Origin of the sequence: uncultured Parolsenella sp. (assembly GCF_934660935.1) — a bacterium.
Taxonomy (GTDB): Bacteria; Actinomycetota; Coriobacteriia; order Coriobacteriales; family Atopobiaceae; genus Parolsenella.
In genome coordinates, this window is the sequence record NZ_CAKUIH010000003.1 from 119,906 (window position 1) to 136,809 (window position 16,904).

The following is a 16,904-nucleotide window of genomic DNA, read 5'->3' on the forward strand; positions in this document are numbered from 1 at the left end:
CCGGCCACCTTGTCTTGCGGGAGCGTTCGCCTCCCAGCCTATGCTGGCGAGCTCGCTCGGGGAGAAAAAGCCGGGCGGGGAAATCACCCCGCCCGGCGCTTATACCCCTTTATGGGAGTGGGAGCCCGAACGGGCGGAAAATGCTACTCGGCGTCGCGAGCGGCACGACGCTCGGCAACCTCGTCAACGATGTTGACCTTGGCGTTCTCGACGAGCCAATCGACGGCCTTGGTGCGCTTGATGCTCTCGCGGACGGCGGGCATGCGGCCGGCCTCCTTGAACTCCTTGAGGGAGGCGTCGACGTCAGCGACACCGGCGTCCTCGAACTCGGCGCGGATGTCCTCGTCAGAGGCCTCGAAGCCGAGCTTCTTGGCAAGGGCGTCGAGGGCGAGGGACTGACGAGCGCGCTCGAGGGCCTGCTCGTTCAGGTCGTTCAGGAACTCGTGGGCCTGGATGCCGCGGGCGTTAAGCCAGGCGTCGAGGGTGAGGCCCTGACACTGGAGCTGGGCGAGAATGTCCTGGGCGATCTCATCGTGGACCTGCTTGACGTAGTCCTCGGGGACCTCGTCGAGCTTGAGGGCCTCGGCGAGCTTCTCGATGACGCGGCTCTCCTTGAGGTTGGGGAGGCTGGTCTCCTTGTCCTTGGCGATCTCGTCCTTGACGGCATCCTTGAAGGCGTCGACGGTGTCGAAGCCAGCGGACTTGGCGAACTCGTCATTGAGCTCGGGGAGGACGCGCTTCTTGGCGGACTTGAGGGTGACCTTGACCTTGATGGTCTTGGCCTCGGCCTCGTCGGTGCCGTTGACGTGGATCTCGACGTCCTTGGTCTCGCCGACCTTCATGTCCTTGATGGCATCGTTGAACTCGGCGGGAACCTGGGTGGAGCCAAGCATGAACGGACGGTCCTCGCCAGCGAGGGACTCGCCGTTCTCGACGTTCTCGACGTCAATGGTGAGCAGGTCGTTCTCGGCGGCGACGTAGTCCTCGGCGGCGTCCTCGAAGGAGGCACGATAGCTCAGGAGGGCGTCGAGCTGCTCGGCGAGCTCGGCCTCGGTGACCTCTGCGGGAGGCATGTTGATCTCGGGGGCGTCATAGCTCTCGAGCTCGCAGTCCGGGCGAACGTCGATCACGAGGGTAGCCTCGAAGTCAGCGCCCTCGGTGACGAGCTTGGCCTCGCCGTCGAAGTGGGGCTCGCCGACGGGCACGATGTCGAGCTCGTCGAGCATGAGCGGCTGGGCCTGCTGGAGGACATCCTCGGAAGCCTGGGCGAGCACGTAGTTCTTGCCGACGAGGCCGTCGATGACCGGACGCGGGGCCTTGCCCTTGCGGAAGCCCTGGAAGCGATACTGGTTAGCGATGTCCTTGTAAGCCTTCTTGATGGCGGCATCGACATCAGCGGCGGCGACGGTAATGTTGGCCTCGAGCTTGTTGTCCTTGGGCTCGGTGGCGGTGACGGTGATCTTCAACGTTCCTCCTGGATGGTCATTCCGTGGGCGGGAGTGACCCACCCATGCACAAACATAACGATTCTAGCAAATGAGAACAGCATCTGCTGAGACGCAAAAGGAGGTCGCCGCAATCACGACGACCTCCTCAAACAGTCAATGGTGCGGGCGACAGGAATCGAACCTGCACGAAGTCTCCCCCACTGGAACCTAAATCCAGCGCGTCTACCAGTTCCGCCACGCCCGCATGGCAACCGCTCAATAGTACCCTAAGTGAGCGCTTGTCAACGATGGAGAATCTGCGACGTCGCGCCCAACTGAGAAAGGGCAGAAGCCCGCCGGGACGCGACGCCGCTGGCACGCGCTAGATTCGCGAGGGCGCAGACGACTCACAAGCCGCTCTTGGCAAGCCGGCAACCCATTGGTGAACGCCCGAATACGGGAGATTCCCTAGCAGACGCCCTGGGCCATCATGGCGTCGGCGACCTTCTCGAAGCCGGCGATGTTGGCACCCATGACGAAGTTGCCCTCGTGGCCATACTTCTTGGCGGTGTCGTCGACATTGTGGAACATGCCGCGCATGAGCTGCTCGAGCTTGCCGTCGACCTCCTCGAAGGTCCAGGAGAGGTGCTCGGCGTTCTGGCTCATCTCGAGGCCGGAGACGAGCACGCCGCCGGCGTTAGCGGCCTTGCCGGGCATGAAGGCGACGCCGTTGGCCTGGAAGTACTCGGTCGCGTCGATCGTCGTGGGCATGTTGGCGCCCTCGCCCACGACCTTCACGCCGTTGGCGACGAGGGCCTTGGCGTCCTCGAGGTGCAGCGTGTTCTCGCGAGCGCAGGGAAGCGCGATGTCGCAGGGAAGCTGCCAGACGCCGCGGCCGTCACCCTCGTGCCAGGTGGCAGCGGGGCGCTCATCAACGTACATGGCGAGGGAGACGCCCTTGTCGTGGCCGGAGCGCTTCTTGTTGTAGACGTGCTCGAGGACGGTGTAGTCGATACCCTCGGGGTCCTCGACCCAACCGTGGGTGTCGGAGCAGGCGAGAACCTTGCCGCCGAGCTGCGAGACCTTCTGGACGGCGTAGATGGCGACGTTGCCGGAGCCGTGGACGACGACGTTCTTGCCCTCGAAGGAGTCGCCGTTGCTCTTGAGGTACTCGTCAACGAAGTAGGCGAGGCCGTAACCGGTGGCCTCGGTACGGGCGAGCGAGCCACCGAAGGAGAGGCCCTTGCCCGTGAGAACGCCGGTCCACTCGTTGCGGAGACGCTTGTACTGACCGAACAGGTAGGCAACCTCACGGCCACCGACGCCGAGGTCACCAGCAGGAACGTCGGTGTTGGGGCCGATGTGACGGGCGAGCTCGGTCATGAAGGACTGGCAGAAGTGCATGATCTCGTTGTTGGACTTGCCCTTGGGATCGAAGTCAGAGCCGCCCTTGCCGCCGCCCATGGGAAGGGTGGTCAGGCTGTTCTTGAGGATCTGCTCGAGGCCGAGGAACTTGAGCATGCCGAGCGTGACGGTGGGGTTGAAGCGCAGGCCACCCTTGTAGGGGCCGATGGCGGAGTTGAACTCGACGCGGTAGCCGCGGTTGACCTGGACCTTGCCGGAGTCGTCGACCCACGGCACGCGGAACATGATCACGCGCTCGGGCTCGACGAGACGCTCGAGAAGGGCGGCCTCCTCGTACTCGGGGTGTGCATCGATGCAAGGCTGAAGGGTGCCGAGAATCTCGGTCGCCGCCTGGAGGAACTCGGGCTGCTCGGGGTAACGGGTCTTAAGCTCGTCGAGAACCCTCTCGGTGTACGTCATCGACGTCTCCTCTCATGCGCCATCTAGGCGCGAACGGGCCTGGCAGATTGCGCGTCACACAGGTGACAGATACGCCAAGCCACAGGTCGCGAACCGTGCCCCCACGGCGCGCGGCAAATATTGGACAGACGCTCAATAAAATACATTTCAGGCGTTTCCACAAAGCACGCGCGCAAGCACGATTAGCACCGTTGTAACAAACTCAACCCGATGTCTTCACAATGCGCGCGCGGCGGCAGCGGGCGGGCACCGAACCTACGCGCGGCGCGTGGGGTGGATGACCTCAATCGCGCGATGGACGCAAGAGATCTCGAAGTGGGAGCCCTCGCAGCGCTCGCCATCAGTCTGGCAGGGCGGCTCGCCCTCGAAATCGATGACAACGCTCGACGCCGAGCGGAAGTTCAGGTAGCGCGAACCGGTGTGGAGCGCCACACGGGCGCGCGCGAGAATGCCGAGCGCCTCGATGGTCGAGGGAGACCCCTCGGAATAGCAGATGTTGAGCAGGCCGTCATCGGCCACGGCATCGGGGCAGATGCGGAAGCCGCCACCGTACGTGGGACCAACCTGAATCGCGAAGATAATGGAGTTGCCCTCGAGAGGCTCCCCGTCAATCGTGGCGCGGAAGGGCCAACGGCGCATTTCTCGGCGAATGACGTCTACGCCAGACGCGGCAAACAGGCGCGTGCCATGGGCGCCCGTCGCGAGGCGGCGCTCCATGGTGTCGATCGCGATCGCAGCGTCCACGCCAAACGACAACGTCTCATCGAAGTACGTGCCGTTTACGAGACCGAGGTCTATGCGACGCGGAACACCCTGCAGAATCTGGGCAAGCGACTTGTCCGGCGCGTTCGAGACCATGCCGAGGGTGCGCGCGTAGTCATTTCCCGATCCCAGGGGGATGATGCCGAGGCGCGGACGCACGGAGGAGTCCATCTTCATAAGGCCGTTCACAACCTCATGGATAACGCCGTCGCCACCAAGGGCGAGCACCGTATCGAACGAGGTCGCGGTGGCGGCCATATCCGTAGCCGCCTTGGGACCAGTGGTGAGGCGAACGTCAAACCCGTCCGTCGCGGACTCATACGCCGCAAGGGTGCGACGGACGAACTCCGCGCCTTCGGCACCGGCACCGCTCTGCGATGCCGGGTTTGCGATAACGAGCGTGTGGCCGAGCGAGAACGCCATGGTCCCTCCGAGGATCCAGCCGGTCCTGCGCCGGCGCTGCCATCCATTGTATCCCCCAATACAGACTCGCGCCGAGCCCGGGTGTTCGAGCGGTGAAGCCACAGGTAAATTTGCGCGCCGTCCGCCGGTCGTTCAAACTCGCGCGCCATCCACCAGTCGCTCGAACCTGTGTGCCCGCCTGGTTGCTCAGACTCGAATCGAGCACGGCAACGGCACGTGGCATGAGCCACATCGCAAGATGGCCAGACCCGTTGTTTGGCCATCGTTTGCCCACCATTTTCCAATCGCACAACTTTTCGTTTGCCCCAATCGGGCTGCTCGCCTATACTTAACCGGCGTTCCGGGGCGTGGCGCAGTTTGGTAGCGCATCTGCTTTGGGAGCAGAGGGTCGCTGGTTCGAATCCAGTCGCCCCGACCAACGCATGCGGGTGTGGTTCAACGGTAGAACCTCAGCCTTCCAAGCTGATGACGCGGGTTCGACTCCCGTCACCCGCTCCATGCAAAACAGCAGCTCAGAGGCGTTAATGCCTCTGAGCTGCTTTGTTATTGCGCTCAACGGAGCAAGTGGATTTGAACCGCATGGCAGACGATGCAAAAAAACACGCCCCAAGTACCAGATGCGTCCCCTACCGGTACAAAAAGAAAATAGCCGCCACCAGGTAAGGGGACGGCCACTCTCTTCAACCTGAAAAGTTGACAAGGAGACGCGGCCGGCTGCCACCGGTCCCGCGCTCGTCCGTAATGGTAGCACACGCAAGGCGAGGCACTCGAGAGACGTCATGCAAGACTCCCGCAGGACCCCAGGTCTGCCTTGGAGTCACACGCGATCGCTCGCTCACCGATTGCCTCACGTCAACTATCCTCTCGAAGCTGGCTAGATATTGAAGCTGATACCAAGGAACGTCGACTTGTTGTCCTTGATCCTCTCGACCGGCTCCCTGACGACGGGCGGCCGGTCGGTCTTGAAGGCCGGCACGTCGGCGTCGCCCTCGTCGCGGTGGGAGAGGTCGAAGTTAACCTGGAACTTGAGCGAGCCGAACGCTAGGGTCGTCCCGTCGTATAGGACGAAGTGCTCGCGGATGAGGCGGCGCCTGCGCTCGCACTCGGCGACGTCGCGCGGCTCGACCGGGTTCACGTGGTCCAGCTCCCACTTCGGGACGTCCCTGCCCATCACCTCGTCCTTGCTGATTCGGTACACGTAGAAGCAGGGCCACGCGTCCGGGTTCGTGACCGCTATCGCGTGCTCCGCGTCCGCGCCCTGGTAGTACTCGACCGGCTCCCGCTCGCCGTCGGGATAGACGATCTCGTCCCTGTACTCCCTCGGCCTGACCGGGTCTAGTCTGCCGTAGCTTTGGCTCGCCATTGCCGCCTTCCATCAGAAGGCCGAACGCGCAATCCGGCCCGTTACTCGCGATGACTACACGTCTGCAGGGGGACGTGGCGAGGAACTAGTAGCCGACACCTCGTCCGACGTACTCGAAAAAGACGGTAATCACGTCGAAGTATATAGAAACAATGCGGGAACGGGCACTCGCACGACCTCCTTTCGTGGGAGTCGCGAGATCTCTCTCGCTCACTTTTGCGGTGCCGAGGTCGCGAGAGCTGCGGTGACAAAACTCGAATCTCTTTCCACGAACACGCGGCAAAGTGAACGTAGCCATGGGCCCGCCACGCCTCGTTCGTCGTGGTAGAATGGCGCGTGACGTGGGGGACGCGTCCGGGCACTGGCGGTCAAACCGGCCCGGGCGCGTCCCTCGTCGTTTCGCCTCGAGGGGAGGCGCCGCCTACTCCTCGAAGGCCAGGAAGCGCAGCAGCGCCGCCAGCGTCCAATGCAAGCGGCCCGCACGTGTCGCTGAACCCGCCACCCACACCCCAACGAAAAAGCGGTCGCCACCGCACGCAACGATGACGACCGCTTCCATATCACGCGATACGCATGACGCTAAGCAGCTCCCGGCACGCTCCCGGCAGCCACCAGAAAACGCCCAACTACTTCTGGGCAGCCTCGAGCGCAGCCTTGACCTCTTCCTTGGTCTTGAGCGCGAGGACCTTCTCGGCCAGGGCGTCAGCCTCGGCCTTCGTCCACTGGGAGATGATCTTGCGCGTGCGCAGGATCGACGGGGCGCTCACGGAGAACTCGTCCAGGCCGAAGGAGATCAGCATCGGGATGAGCAGTGGATCGGCCGCGGCCTCGCCGCACATGCCAACCATGATGCCGGCCTTGTTGCCCTCCTCGATGATGCGCTTGATGGAACGCAGCACCGCGGGCTGATAGACGGTGTAGAGGTAACGCACGGCGTCGTTGCCGCGGTCAGCACACATCGTGTAGCCGATGAGGTCGTTCGTGCCGATGGAGAAGAAGTCGCACTCGGCGGCAAGGTCGTCGGCGATGAGGGAGGCGGCGGGCGTCTCCATCATGGTGCCAATCTCGATGTTCTTGTTGTACTCCACGCCCTCGGCGTCGAGCTCGGCCTTGCACTCCTCAACAAGCTTCTTGACGTCGCGGACCTCGTCAAGGTCAGTCACCAGCGGAATCATGATCTTGATGTCGCCAAAGGCAGAGGCGCGGAGCAGGGCGCGGAGCTGCACCTTGTACTGATCGGCGTTGGAGAGGCAATAGCGGACGGCACGGTAGCCCATGAACGGGTTATCGTCATGGGTGAGGTGGAGGTACGGAATCTCCTTGTCGCCGCCCACATCAAGGGTGCGGATGATGACCGGCTTGTCCTTCATGCGAAGGGCGACCTTCTGGTACGCGGCGAACTGCTCGTCCTCGCTGGGGAGCTCGGTGGCATCCATGAAGAGGAACTCGGAGCGGAACAGGCCAACGCCCTCGGCGTCGCGCTCGGCGGCGACGTTGGCGTCATCGGGGTTGCCGATGTTGGCGACGAGAAGCTTCTCGAGACCGTCGGCGGTCTTCGTCGGGACGCCACGGTAGGCCTCGAGCGCGGCCTTCTCGGCAGCGGCCTTCTCGGCAAGATCCCTGAAGCCCTCAAGCTCGGTCTCAGATGGAGCGAGAACGACCTCGCCGGTGGTGCCGTTCACGACGACGGTGTCGCCGTTCTTGATGAGGGAGCAAGCGTTCTCGAGCGACAGGACAGCCGGAATCTCGAGGGCACGGGCGATGATCGCGGAGTGGGAGGTGCGGCCGCCGACCTCGGTCACGATGCCGACGACGTTCTCCTTGTCGATCGTGGCGGTCATGGACGGCGTGAGGTCGTGCACGACGACGATGGAGTCCTTGGGAAGGACGGAGAGGTCGACGAGCTCCTTGCCGAGAAGCTCGGCGAGGATGCCGGTGCGGATGTCCTGGACGTCAGCGCAGCGCTCGCGAATGAGCTGCTCCTCAGAGGCGTCGAACATGGCGTAGAACATGTCGCAGACCTCATCGATGGCCTGCTCGGCGCACTTGCCGTCGTTGATGCGGTTGTTGACCTCATCGATCATGAAGGGGTCGTTGGCCATGGTGATGTGACCCACCATGATCTCGGCCTCCTTCTCGCCGACCGTAACCTTCATGCGGTCAGCCTGAGCCTGCGTCTTGACGCAGAAGGCATCGAGGGCGGCCTGATAGCGGGCACGCTCCTCCTCGTCAGTGTCCTGGTGCGTGGCCGGAACGTAGGACAGATCCGGCTCGACGGCAACCTGGGCAGAGCCGATGCCGATACCGTCAGACGCGTTAACACCCTTGTACATGAATCCCCCCTGAATCTAAGTACCCTAAGTAGCAATAGAAAGGAGGGTCAGCGCAGTGCGCCGCCCTCCTTAACACGCCATTTGTGGCACGGGGCCAAGGCCCCAAAGGCGATACTACTCGCCGATGCCGCTCTTGACGAGCTCGACGGCGGCGGCGAGAGCGTCAGCCTCGTCAGCGCCATCGCACTTGATCTCAATCTCGGTGCCGCAGGAAAGACCAGCGGCCATGAGGGCCATCGGCGACTTGCCGTTGGTCTCCTTGCCATCGGCAACGATGGTCACGGTGCTGGCGAACTTGCCCATGGCGGAGGCAAAGGTGCCGGCCGGACGCATGTGAAGACCCTGCGGATTGATGAGCGTAACCTTCTCGGAAACCATGCTGAACTCCTCTTTTTTCTTTATGGCCCTTGCGAGCCCTACCCCATAAACACTATGAGCCGACGGATACCCCCGCGACTCATCCACGTGCTTAGGTCGAGTCTAGCAGACCATGAGCACGCTGGAACCTAAATACCCAACCAGAACGCTTCCGTTCGTCAACACCATCGAATCTGCGACAAACGGCTACTCTGCGTCCTTGGCTTCCTTTGCCTCCTTGGCCTCAGGCTTTGCCTCCTTGGCCGGCTTCTTCTCCTTAGAAGCAGTGGCCTTCTTGGCGAGCTCCTCGTCCATGATCTTGGTGAGGCTGTCATAGAACTTATCGATGGTCGAGCGCTGGGCGAGGCCCTTGCTAGCAGCGGTGGCGGAACCACAGGCGCTCGCAAAGTTGAGGGCGTCCTGATAGGACTTGCCGGCGTCGAGGCTCGCAAGGAAGCCGGCGACCATCGAGTCACCGGAGCCCGTGGCGTTCACGAGACGGCACGGCGGACACTTGGTGATGTACTCGCTGCCGTCAGCCGCGACGAGCGCAGAGCCCTCGCCACCGCAGGAGACAACGACGTTCTGGGCGCCGCGCTCGTGGAGCAGGCGCGCGTAGGGCAGGCACTCCTCCGGGGTCTCCGGGGAGACGTCGAAGAGCTTGCCGAGCTCGTGGTGGTTAGGCTTGATCATGAAGGGCTTCGACTCGAGGGACTGGAGCAGAAGCGTGCCCGGAGCGTCGACGACGAAGCGGATGCCGCGGCCGGCGAGGCGGGTCATGATGATCTGGTACATGTCATCAGGCAGGCACTTGGGGATGGAACCCGTGAGGACGAGGGTGTCACCGGCCTTGATGCGGTCAAGGCGGCCAAACATCTCATCGACCTTGTCGTTCGGAATCTTGGGGCCCATGCCGTTGATGATGGTCATCACGATGCCGTTGAGCTTGACGTTGATGCGCGTGAAGCCCTTCTCGAGGCGCACGAAGTTGCACGTGACGCCCGCGCTCTGAAGGGTCTCGAGAATGTAGTCACCAGTGAAGCCGGCGATGATGCCGAGGCAGATGGTGTCAACGTTGAGCTCGTTCAGGATGCTGGAGACATTGATGCCGTTACCGCCACAACGAACCTCTTCGCTCGTGGAACGGTTGGTGAAGCCCATGTCGAGCGTCGTGGGGTGCATCACGTAGTCGACGGCAGGGTTGAAGGTAACGGTGTAAATCAAGGGGCGCTCCTTCCTCAGTTTTTCGCAGACTCCAGTATGACACACGAAAGGGCCCCCGACAGTGCTTTCAGGAGCCACTCAGCCAAAAAGTTGACCTCCGTTTAATGGCCATATGCTGGGTTTTAGCAAAAATCTAGCCATCGGGCGCCTCAGCGCGGAGGACGAACCCGACAAGAAGTAAGGGACTCTTTTGGCACGGCTCGACGTACCGCCGTGCGACGAGAAATCTCCCTACTGCTCGAGGCCGGCGTTGATCGCGTCGACGATCTGGGAGGCCTCCGCGGCGTCAAAGACGGAGGAGCAGAAGTTGGCATCCGAAACCATGACGGCAAGCTTCGAGAGGATGCGAAGGTGCTCGGTGCCACGCTCGCCATCGGGGATGAACAGGGCGACGGCGACCTTGACGGGAGCCTTGTCCATGGTCTCCCACTCGACGGGCTCGGCGAAGCGGAGGACGACGATGCAGGGATCTGTGACCTCAGCGCACTTGCAGTGAGGAATGGCGAAGCCTCCCGCCATACCCGTGGAACCCTCGGCCTCGCGCGCCTTGAGGGCCTCTGCGAGCGTGGACGCGTCCGCGCCAACGCCGAGCTCGGCTGCCTTCCGCGCGGCAAGGTCAAGAGCCTCGTCACGAGCGGTGGCGGCGCAATCAAGAATCACGTGGTCATTGTCGAGCAGTGCCATTGGGTCTCCCCTCTCCCGGCCAGCCCCCGCCGGCCGATGTCATTTGTACCGGAAGCATGGTACTCACGTGCGTGCCAGCTCGCAAATAGATGTAACCGATTTGCAAAAAGATATACCAAATCTCACAAGCGTTAGCAGGAGCAAAACACATGGCAGTCCGAACTGTTTGCAAAACCAGGCGAGCCATATGCATCCAAGGCGCGCTCGTGGCTCGTGGTAATAGGGCCACATCGCGACGCAGCAGAGCGAGCCCAGGGCCGCATCGCGACGCAGTAGCCAGAAATAGCAAAAGGCCCCGGGATTACCGGGGCCTTGCATGCAATGGTGGACCGTCAGGGACTCGAACCCTGGACCTTGGGATTAAGAGTCCCCTGCTCTACCAGCTGAGCTAACGGTCCGTGCTATGTATCTTACACCCTGGCGAGTGCAAGCGGAAGTACATGGTGGACCGTCAGGGACTCGAACCCTGGACCTTGGGATTAAGAGTCCCCTGCTCTACCAGCTGAGCTAACGGTCCGTGCTTGTCTAAGATGGGGTGGGTGAAGGGGCTCGAACCCTCGACCTACGGAGCCACGGTCCGTCGCTCTGCCAACTGAGCTACACCCACCATCTGGCCACCTCTTGAAGCAGCTCGTCTATTATGCACACCACATCCGATCCATGCAAGGGGAATTTTTAGATTTCTTTGAAGTTATGTCGAAATGAACGTTGTTCAGGCTTGTGACCAGGGGGTTCTCATCGACTCACCCAAAAAAGAAAATCAAAAATCAAAGAGGCCAGGGAACAAATTGCCCCCTGGCCTCAACAACTCATGGTGCGCCCTGAGCGATTCGAACGCTCGACCGTCGGATTAGAAGTCCGGTGCTCTATCCAGCTGAGCTAAGGGCGCGTGACTCCGGCTTCGCTCGCCGGACAACCCATTCTAGCGCAAGACGCCACGATTACGACAAGAGACATTCGCAGCTCGAGCGGCCGACCCCACTGGACGAAACACGCAGGCCCCGCGGCAAGCGCGAGACAGGCGCCACGGCGGCAGGGCCATGATGGCCTGGGTGAGAAACGCTGGCCCCGCGGCAAGCGCGCAGGACACGCCATCCCCGCCCAAAAGCGCCTGAGCGCCCGTCTAAGCCCCTAGAGCAGGAGCTCTGCCACCTGGACGGCATTGGTGGCGGCACCCTTGCGAATCTGGTCACCGCAGCACCAGAAGGTGATGCCGCGACCCTGCTCGGGGTTGGAGATGTCGCGGCGGATGCGACCGACCCAGATGAGGTCCTGGTCGCTCGTGTAGAGCGGCATCGGGTAGCGGTCGTGCGCGACGTCAGCACCGAGGTCGTCGACGAGCTTCACGCCCGGAGCCGCGGCCAGGGCCTCGCGGGCGTCCTCGAGCGAAACGGGTTCCTCGAACTCCAGCGTGATGCTCTCGGAGTGCGAGCGCAGCACGGGCACGCGCACGCAGGTGCAGTTCACGCGCAGCTCGGGCAGATGCATGATCTTGCGGCCCTCGTTCTGCAGCTTCATCTCCTCGGACGTGAAGCCCTCGAACTTCTCGGAGCCAATCTGCGGAATGAGGTTGCTCGCGAGCTGGTCGACGAACGCGGTGGGCTCAGGCAGCTCCTCGCCGCGGCCGATGGCCCCCAGCTCGTTCTCGAGCTGGCGCATGCCCGGTACGCCAGCGCCGCTCGCAGCCTGGTACGTGCTCACGATCATGCGCGAGACGTGGCCGAGCTTGTGCAGCGGCCACGTGGGGACGAGGCCGATGATCGTGGCGCAGTTGGGGTTCGAGATGAGGCCCTTGTTCCAGGCGACGTCCTGGGGGTTGATCTCCGGGACGACAAGAGGCACGTCCTCGTCGAGGCGGAAGGCGTGGGAGTTGTCCACCACCGTGGCGCCACGACGGACGGCCTCGGGCAAGAGCGCCTTGGCGATGTCGTCATCCGCGGCGCCGAGGACGATATCCATGCCCTCGAAGGCCTCCGGACGCGCCTCCTCGATTACGACCTCGCGGCCGCACCACTCGACGACCTTGCCCGCAGAGCGCGCGCTCGCCAGGAGCTTGAGCTCGCCCACGGGAAAGTCACGCTCGGTCAGGCACTCGAGCATCTGCGTGCCAACGGCTCCCGTGGCACCAAGGATCGCTACGTTCTTCTTGTCAGCCATGAGTTACTCCTCGTCAAGGAACGCGTCATAGACGGCGCGGATGGTCTTCTTGAAGTCGGCGTCGTTCACACCGAAGATGATGCTGATCTCCTGGGAGCTCTGGGTGATGAGGCGGATGTTGATGCCCTTCTCGCCCAGCTCGTTGAACAGGCGGCCCGAGGTGCCGGGGCGGTTGGACATGTTGCGGCCAACCACGCTGATGAGGGCGAGGTGGTCGATAATCTTGACCTCGTCGGGCTTGAGCTCACGCTGGATGTCGGCCACGATCGAGTAGATCTTGTCGTGCACGTCAGCGCCGTTGACAACCACGCCGAACGAGTCGATGCCCGTGGGCACGTGCTCGACGGAGACGCCATAGCGCTCGAAGATCGCGAGCGCGCGGGCGAGCAGGCCGACGGAGCTGCCCATCTTGGCCTTGGCGATGTGGACCGTCAGGAAGTCCTTCTTGCCGGCGATGCCCGTGATGACGGGGTCGTCCTCGGTGGGCTCGACGCGCTCCTGGATGATGGTGCCGCGCTCCTCCGGGTGATTGGTGTTGAGAATCGCGATGGGGATGTTGGCCTCGCGCACGGGGAAGATCGCCTCCTCGTGCAGGACGCTCGCGCCCATGTAGGAGAGCTCGTGCATCTCGTCGAAGGTGATGCGGCGAATGGCGCGCGGGCGCTTGACGATGCGCGGGTCGGCTGTGAGGAAGCCCGAGACGTCCGTCCAGTTCTCGTAGAGGTCCGCGTTGAGGGCGCGAGCCGCGATGGCGCCCGTGATGTCGCCGCCGCCACGGCTGAAGAGCTTGATGTCGCCCTCGCTCGTGGCGCCATAGAAGCCCGGGAGCACGAAGCTGCCCTCCCGCACGACGAGGTCATGGATGCGGTCGCAGGTGCGTTCCATGTCGAGAGACCCGTCGTGGTGGAAGCGCACGTACTCGGCGGCGTCCGCGAACGGAAGGCCCAGGTACTCGCTCATAAGTCGGGCGGTGAAGTACTCGCCACGGCTCACGATGTACTCGGTCGAGTATTCCTTGATATGCGCGGCGAACTCGTCGAACTTCTCGGCCATGGGATAGCTGAGGCCAAGCTCGGTCGCGATGTCGACGAAGCGCTGCTTGATATCCGCGAGAAGCGGGGTGCAGTCGACGTGATAGGTGCGGTGCGCGTCGACCAGATAGAGGAGGTCAGTAATCTTGTTGTCCTCGGAGTTGCGCTTACCCGCGGCAGAGACCACCACGAAGCGACGGCCCTCGTCAGCCTCGATGATGCGCTTGACCTTCTTGAACTGGCCGGCGTCTGCGACGCTCGATCCGCCGAACTTGGTGATCTTGATCATGTGACTCCTCGTCAAGGTCGATCCCTGAGCGCCTCCGCGCCCCGTTCCAAACCTCCGCCAGGCAGCCCGCCTGTTACCAAACGGTCTCAGCTGGGCTTTGAGCGGCCCGGATGCCACTCCCCGCGTTATTATGCGGAAAACGTCCTGAGCGCCCGCGGAAACAGGTTCGCGGGCAAACGCGCCGACACGCAAGGAGAAGAGCAGTGACTACGTTCTACCACAGCACACGCTCGCGAAACGAATCCTTAACAAGTAAGCAGGCAATTCTCGAGGGTATCGCCCCAGACGGAGGCCTGTTCGTTCGCGATGACGTCGCCGAGGGCGCGCCTTCGCTCGAGAGCCTGCTCGCCGGCACCTATCAGGACCGCGCGTGCCTCGTCCTCGGCCACCTCCTCGACGACTTCACCGCCGAGGAGATTTCCGGCTGCGTCGACGCCGCGTACGGCCCCAACTTCGACTCCCCCGCCGTAACGCCCGTCGTCCCCTGCGGCGACGATTGGACGCTCGAGCTGTGGCACGGCCCGACGAGCGCCTTCAAGGACATCGCTCTCCAGATGCTCCCGCAGCTCATGCGCGTCTCCCGCGAGGGTGACGGTCGCGGCGTCATGATCGTCACCGCGACGAGCGGCGACACCGGCAAGGCAGCCCTCGAGGGCTTCGCCGACGTTGCCGGCACCGGCGTCACCGTCTTCTACCCCCACGGTAAGGTCTCCGACGTCCAGCGACTCCAGATGGCCACCCAGCGCGGCAAGAACGTCGCGGTCTGCGCCATCGAAGGCAACTTCGACGACGCCCAGACCCAGGTGAAGCGCATCTTCGCAGACGTGGCCCTGCGCGAGCGCCTCGCGGAGAAGAACGTCGTACTGTCGAGCGCAAACTCGATCAACGTGGGTCGCCTCGTCCCGCAGGTCACCTACTACTTCGACGCCTACGCCCAGCTCGTGGCCGCAGGCAAGCTCAAGAGCGGCGACGCGATCGACTTCTGCGTGCCCACCGGCAACTTCGGCGACGTGCTCGCCGGCTACTATGCCAAGCTCATGGGCCTTCCCGTGCGCAAGCTCATCGTCGCCTCTAACGCCAACGACGTCCTAACGGACTTCATCACCACCGGCACCTATGACCGCAGGCGCCCCTTCCACAAGACCATCTCGCCCTCGATGGACATCCTCGTGTCGTCCAACCTCGAGCGCCTGCTGTTCTACCTGTCCGACGGAGACTGCGAGCTTGTGTCCTCCCTCATGAAGAACCTTGCCGAGCAGGGCTTCTACACCGTGCCCGAGCATGTCCTCGAGCGCCTTCACGAGACGTTCGAGTGCGGCCGCGCCGATGACACGGCTACGCGCGAGACGATCCGCGATACCTGGGAGCGCCACGGCGTCATCCTCGACCCGCACACCGCCGTCGCCCGCCACGTCCTCGAGGCTCGCCCGGCGGACGGCGTCGCCCGCGTCTGTCTCTCCACGGCAAGCCCCTACAAGTTCTCCGCGGACGTCCTCGCGGCACTCGGCCACGACACGACCGACATGGACGGCTTCGAGTGCATGGACGCCCTCTTCGAGGTCACGGGAGCCAAGGTGCCCGAGGCGCTCTCCGCCCTGCGTGACGCCCAGGAGAGGTTCTCCGACGTGGTAAGCGTTCCTGAGATGAGCGGCTACGTGGAGGACGCGGCGACGAGGATCCTCGCATGATCCGCATTTCCGTACCCGCCACCAGCGCGAACCTCGGCATAGGCTATGACACGCTGGGCATGGCGGTCTCCCTCTACTCGCACTTCACGTTCGAGCGCGCCGATAAGCTCACGATCACCGGCTGCCCGGAGGAGTTCCGCAACGCCAACAATCTCGTCTATGTCTCGCTCGTCGACGCGCTGGCAGAGTGGGGCGAGGAGCCCTTTGGCGTCTCGATCGACATCCAGACCGAGGTGCCCGTCGCTCGCGGCCTGGGATCTTCGAGCACCTGCGTCGTCGCTGGCATCATGGCCGCGGCGGCGCTCACCGGCCACACCGTCACGCGCGAGGAGCTCGTGGCGATGGCGACGCGCGTCGAGGGCCACCCTGACAACGTCGCGCCCGCGATCCTGGGCGCAGCCGTATGCTCGTTCACCCCTGACGGCCGCCTGCCGCGCTGCCTGCGCTACGACGTGAGCGATCGCCTCCGTTTCGTCACGGTGATCCCTCCCTATGAGGTTCACACGAGCGAGGCGCGCAAGGTCGTGCCGCAGGAGGTCCCGCTCTCGACCGCCGTCTGGCAGATGGGCCGCGTCGCGGGCCTGACCCGCGGCCTCGAGACGGGTGACGCCTCGCTCATCGCGGACGCCAACGACGACCGCCTGCAGGAGCCCTACCGCCGCGCTCTCATCCCGGACTACGATGCCATTCGCGAGACCTGCCTCGAGGGCGGAGCGAAGACGATGTGGATCTCTGGCTCCGGCTCGACCCTCATGGCCGTGACGGATGACACGATCGTGGCCAAGTTCCTTCAGGTTCGCCTCAAGGAACGCTTCCCCGAGTGTGAGACGCACATCCTCACCTGCGACACTTGCGGCGCGCAGATCGAATACCTGTAGTCACAAACAGCCCAAAGGCGACGCCCGCGCAGTCGAGCGCCACGTCCGAGAGCTGCCCCGAGCGGCCCGGCACGAAGCGCTGGAGGGTCTCGTCCGCAGAGGGCACGATCACGCCCGGAACGACCTGACGCCACCCGGGACGACCATCTTCCGGCGTGCTGCCGAGAAGGACTCCGAGCAGGGCGTATTCGAGGAAGTGCCCCGCCTTGCGCACGAGGAAGGACATGAGGGTCGCATCCGTGACACCAAGCGCCTCGAAGGCAGGACGTAGAATGTCGACGACAACGGCGCTCTGAGCCGTGGATTCTGGCCCCGGGAAGAGCGACCTGCTCCAAATGAACAAGGCCCACGCAAAGACGAGAAGCCACCGCGCCCACACGGGGACGCGGTGGCTTTTGGTTTTGCTGGTTGAGGCACTGGCGCGACAGCCAGCGGCTCGTGAGGCGTCGACGCGGCAGCCAGCA

13 protein-coding genes and 7 tRNA genes are annotated in these 16,904 nt (G+C 63.5%); 4 read left to right on the forward strand and 16 right to left on the reverse strand.

The genetic code is table 11. The features are described from left to right. Nucleotides 1-143: 143 nt before the first annotated feature. The 4 genes from tig to Q0H23_RS02405 form a co-directional block, all read right to left on the reverse strand. A complete protein-coding gene (tig, locus tag Q0H23_RS02390) occupies nucleotides 144-1,466 on the reverse strand; it encodes a trigger factor (RefSeq protein WP_293835319.1) in 1,323 nt (440 codons plus the stop codon). A 139-nt stretch (nucleotides 1,467-1,605) separates the two neighbouring features. Beyond that, a tRNA-Leu gene (locus tag Q0H23_RS02395) sits at nucleotides 1,606-1,692 on the reverse strand. Nucleotides 1,693-1,895: 203 nt separating this feature from the next. After that, entirely contained in the window at nucleotides 1,896-3,251 is a 1,356-nt protein-coding gene (gene gdhA, locus Q0H23_RS02400; RefSeq protein WP_293835321.1) for an NADP-specific glutamate dehydrogenase, read from the reverse strand. A 255-nt stretch (nucleotides 3,252-3,506) separates the two neighbouring features. After that, nucleotides 3,507-4,436, reverse strand: a complete 930-nt coding sequence (locus Q0H23_RS02405) for a YegS/Rv2252/BmrU family lipid kinase (protein ID WP_293813902.1) — start codon at nucleotides 4,434-4,436, stop codon at nucleotides 3,507-3,509. A 341-nt stretch (nucleotides 4,437-4,777) separates the two neighbouring features. Between Q0H23_RS02405 and Q0H23_RS02410 the strand changes: the two genes are divergently transcribed. Next, nucleotides 4,778-4,854, forward strand: a tRNA-Pro gene (locus Q0H23_RS02410). A 6-nt stretch (nucleotides 4,855-4,860) separates the two neighbouring features. Further along, nucleotides 4,861-4,934, forward strand: a tRNA-Gly gene (locus Q0H23_RS02415). 376 nt (nucleotides 4,935-5,310) lie between these two features. On the opposite strand, the gene Q0H23_RS02420 is transcribed toward Q0H23_RS02415, so the two are convergent. From Q0H23_RS02420 to Q0H23_RS02470, 11 genes are all read right to left on the reverse strand, one after another. After that, complete coding sequence (locus Q0H23_RS02420; protein ID WP_293835323.1) at nucleotides 5,311-5,799, reverse strand: hypothetical protein; 489 nt, start codon at nucleotides 5,797-5,799, stop codon at nucleotides 5,311-5,313. 626 nt (nucleotides 5,800-6,425) lie between these two features. Next, entirely contained in the window at nucleotides 6,426-8,132 is a 1,707-nt protein-coding gene (gene ptsP, locus Q0H23_RS02425) for a phosphoenolpyruvate--protein phosphotransferase (RefSeq protein ID WP_293835326.1), read from the reverse strand. A gap of 114 nt (nucleotides 8,133-8,246) precedes the next feature. Next, nucleotides 8,247-8,510, reverse strand: coding sequence for an HPr family phosphocarrier protein (locus Q0H23_RS02430; RefSeq protein WP_293813900.1), 264 nt, complete (start codon nucleotides 8,508-8,510; stop codon nucleotides 8,247-8,249). Nucleotides 8,511-8,696: 186 nt separating this feature from the next. After that, entirely contained in the window at nucleotides 8,697-9,713 is a 1,017-nt protein-coding gene (locus Q0H23_RS02435) for a 1-phosphofructokinase family hexose kinase (protein WP_293835328.1), read from the reverse strand. A 231-nt stretch (nucleotides 9,714-9,944) separates the two neighbouring features. After that, on the reverse strand, nucleotides 9,945-10,397 hold the full coding sequence (locus tag Q0H23_RS02440) for a PTS sugar transporter subunit IIA (protein ID WP_293835330.1): 453 nt from the start codon (nucleotides 10,395-10,397) through the stop codon (nucleotides 9,945-9,947). 322 nt (nucleotides 10,398-10,719) lie between these two features. Beyond that, nucleotides 10,720-10,795 (reverse strand) — tRNA-Lys (locus tag Q0H23_RS02445). Between the two features lie 43 nt (nucleotides 10,796-10,838). Next, nucleotides 10,839-10,914: transfer RNA gene (locus Q0H23_RS02450), tRNA-Lys, on the reverse strand. Between the two features lie 14 nt (nucleotides 10,915-10,928). After that, nucleotides 10,929-11,004, reverse strand: a tRNA-His gene (locus Q0H23_RS02455). A 205-nt stretch (nucleotides 11,005-11,209) separates the two neighbouring features. Further along, nucleotides 11,210-11,286 (reverse strand) — tRNA-Arg (locus Q0H23_RS02460). Nucleotides 11,287-11,528: 242 nt separating this feature from the next. Then, a complete protein-coding gene (locus Q0H23_RS02465; RefSeq protein WP_293835332.1) occupies nucleotides 11,529-12,554 on the reverse strand; it encodes an aspartate-semialdehyde dehydrogenase in 1,026 nt (341 codons plus the stop codon). A gap of 3 nt (nucleotides 12,555-12,557) precedes the next feature. Further along, nucleotides 12,558-13,874: an aspartate kinase gene (locus Q0H23_RS02470; RefSeq protein ID WP_293835335.1), complete on the reverse strand. Its 1,317-nt coding sequence runs from the start codon at nucleotides 13,872-13,874 to the stop codon at nucleotides 12,558-12,560. Between the two features lie 203 nt (nucleotides 13,875-14,077). On the opposite strand from Q0H23_RS02470, the gene thrC reads away from it, so the two are divergent. Further along, nucleotides 14,078-15,562 carry a threonine synthase gene (gene thrC / locus Q0H23_RS02475; protein WP_293813895.1) on the forward strand — a complete coding sequence of 495 codons (1,485 nt, stop codon included), beginning with the start codon at nucleotides 14,078-14,080 and terminating at the stop codon, nucleotides 15,560-15,562. Further along, complete coding sequence (thrB, locus tag Q0H23_RS02480; RefSeq protein WP_293835337.1) at nucleotides 15,559-16,440, forward strand: homoserine kinase; 882 nt, start codon at nucleotides 15,559-15,561, stop codon at nucleotides 16,438-16,440. Before thrC ends, thrB begins: the two co-directional genes overlap by 4 nt. On the opposite strand, the gene Q0H23_RS02485 is transcribed toward thrB, so the two are convergent. Then, complete coding sequence (locus Q0H23_RS02485) at nucleotides 16,400-16,783, reverse strand: VanZ family protein (RefSeq protein ID WP_366509936.1); 384 nt, start codon at nucleotides 16,781-16,783, stop codon at nucleotides 16,400-16,402. The two genes, thrB and Q0H23_RS02485, sit on opposite strands and share 41 nt — an antisense overlap. Nucleotides 16,784-16,904 lie beyond the last annotated feature (121 nt).

Bases quoted from the DNA above. Each gene is read 5' to 3' on its own strand.
- Q0H23_RS02405 (WP_293813902.1), bottom strand. From the start codon at position 4,436: ATGGCGTTCTCGCTCGGCCACACGCTCGTTATCGCAAACCCGGCATCG.
- Q0H23_RS02465 (WP_293835332.1), bottom strand. From the start codon at position 12,554: ATGGCTGACAAGAAGAACGTAGCGATCCTTGGTGCCACGGGAGCCGTT.
- thrB (WP_293835337.1), top strand. From the start codon at position 15,559: ATGATCCGCATTTCCGTACCCGCCACCAGCGCGAACCTCGGCATAGGC.
- Q0H23_RS02440 (WP_293835330.1), bottom strand. From the start codon at position 10,397: ATGGCACTGCTCGACAATGACCACGTGATTCTTGATTGCGCCGCCACC.
- Q0H23_RS02470 (WP_293835335.1), bottom strand. From the start codon at position 13,874: ATGATCAAGATCACCAAGTTCGGCGGATCGAGCGTCGCAGACGCCGGC.
- gdhA (WP_293835321.1), bottom strand. From the start codon at position 3,251: ATGACGTACACCGAGAGGGTTCTCGACGAGCTTAAGACCCGTTACCCC.
- Q0H23_RS02420 (WP_293835323.1), bottom strand. From the start codon at position 5,799: ATGGCGAGCCAAAGCTACGGCAGACTAGACCCGGTCAGGCCGAGGGAG.
- Q0H23_RS02430 (WP_293813900.1), bottom strand. From the start codon at position 8,510: ATGGTTTCCGAGAAGGTTACGCTCATCAATCCGCAGGGTCTTCACATG.
- ptsP (WP_293835326.1), bottom strand. From the start codon at position 8,132: ATGTACAAGGGTGTTAACGCGTCTGACGGTATCGGCATCGGCTCTGCC.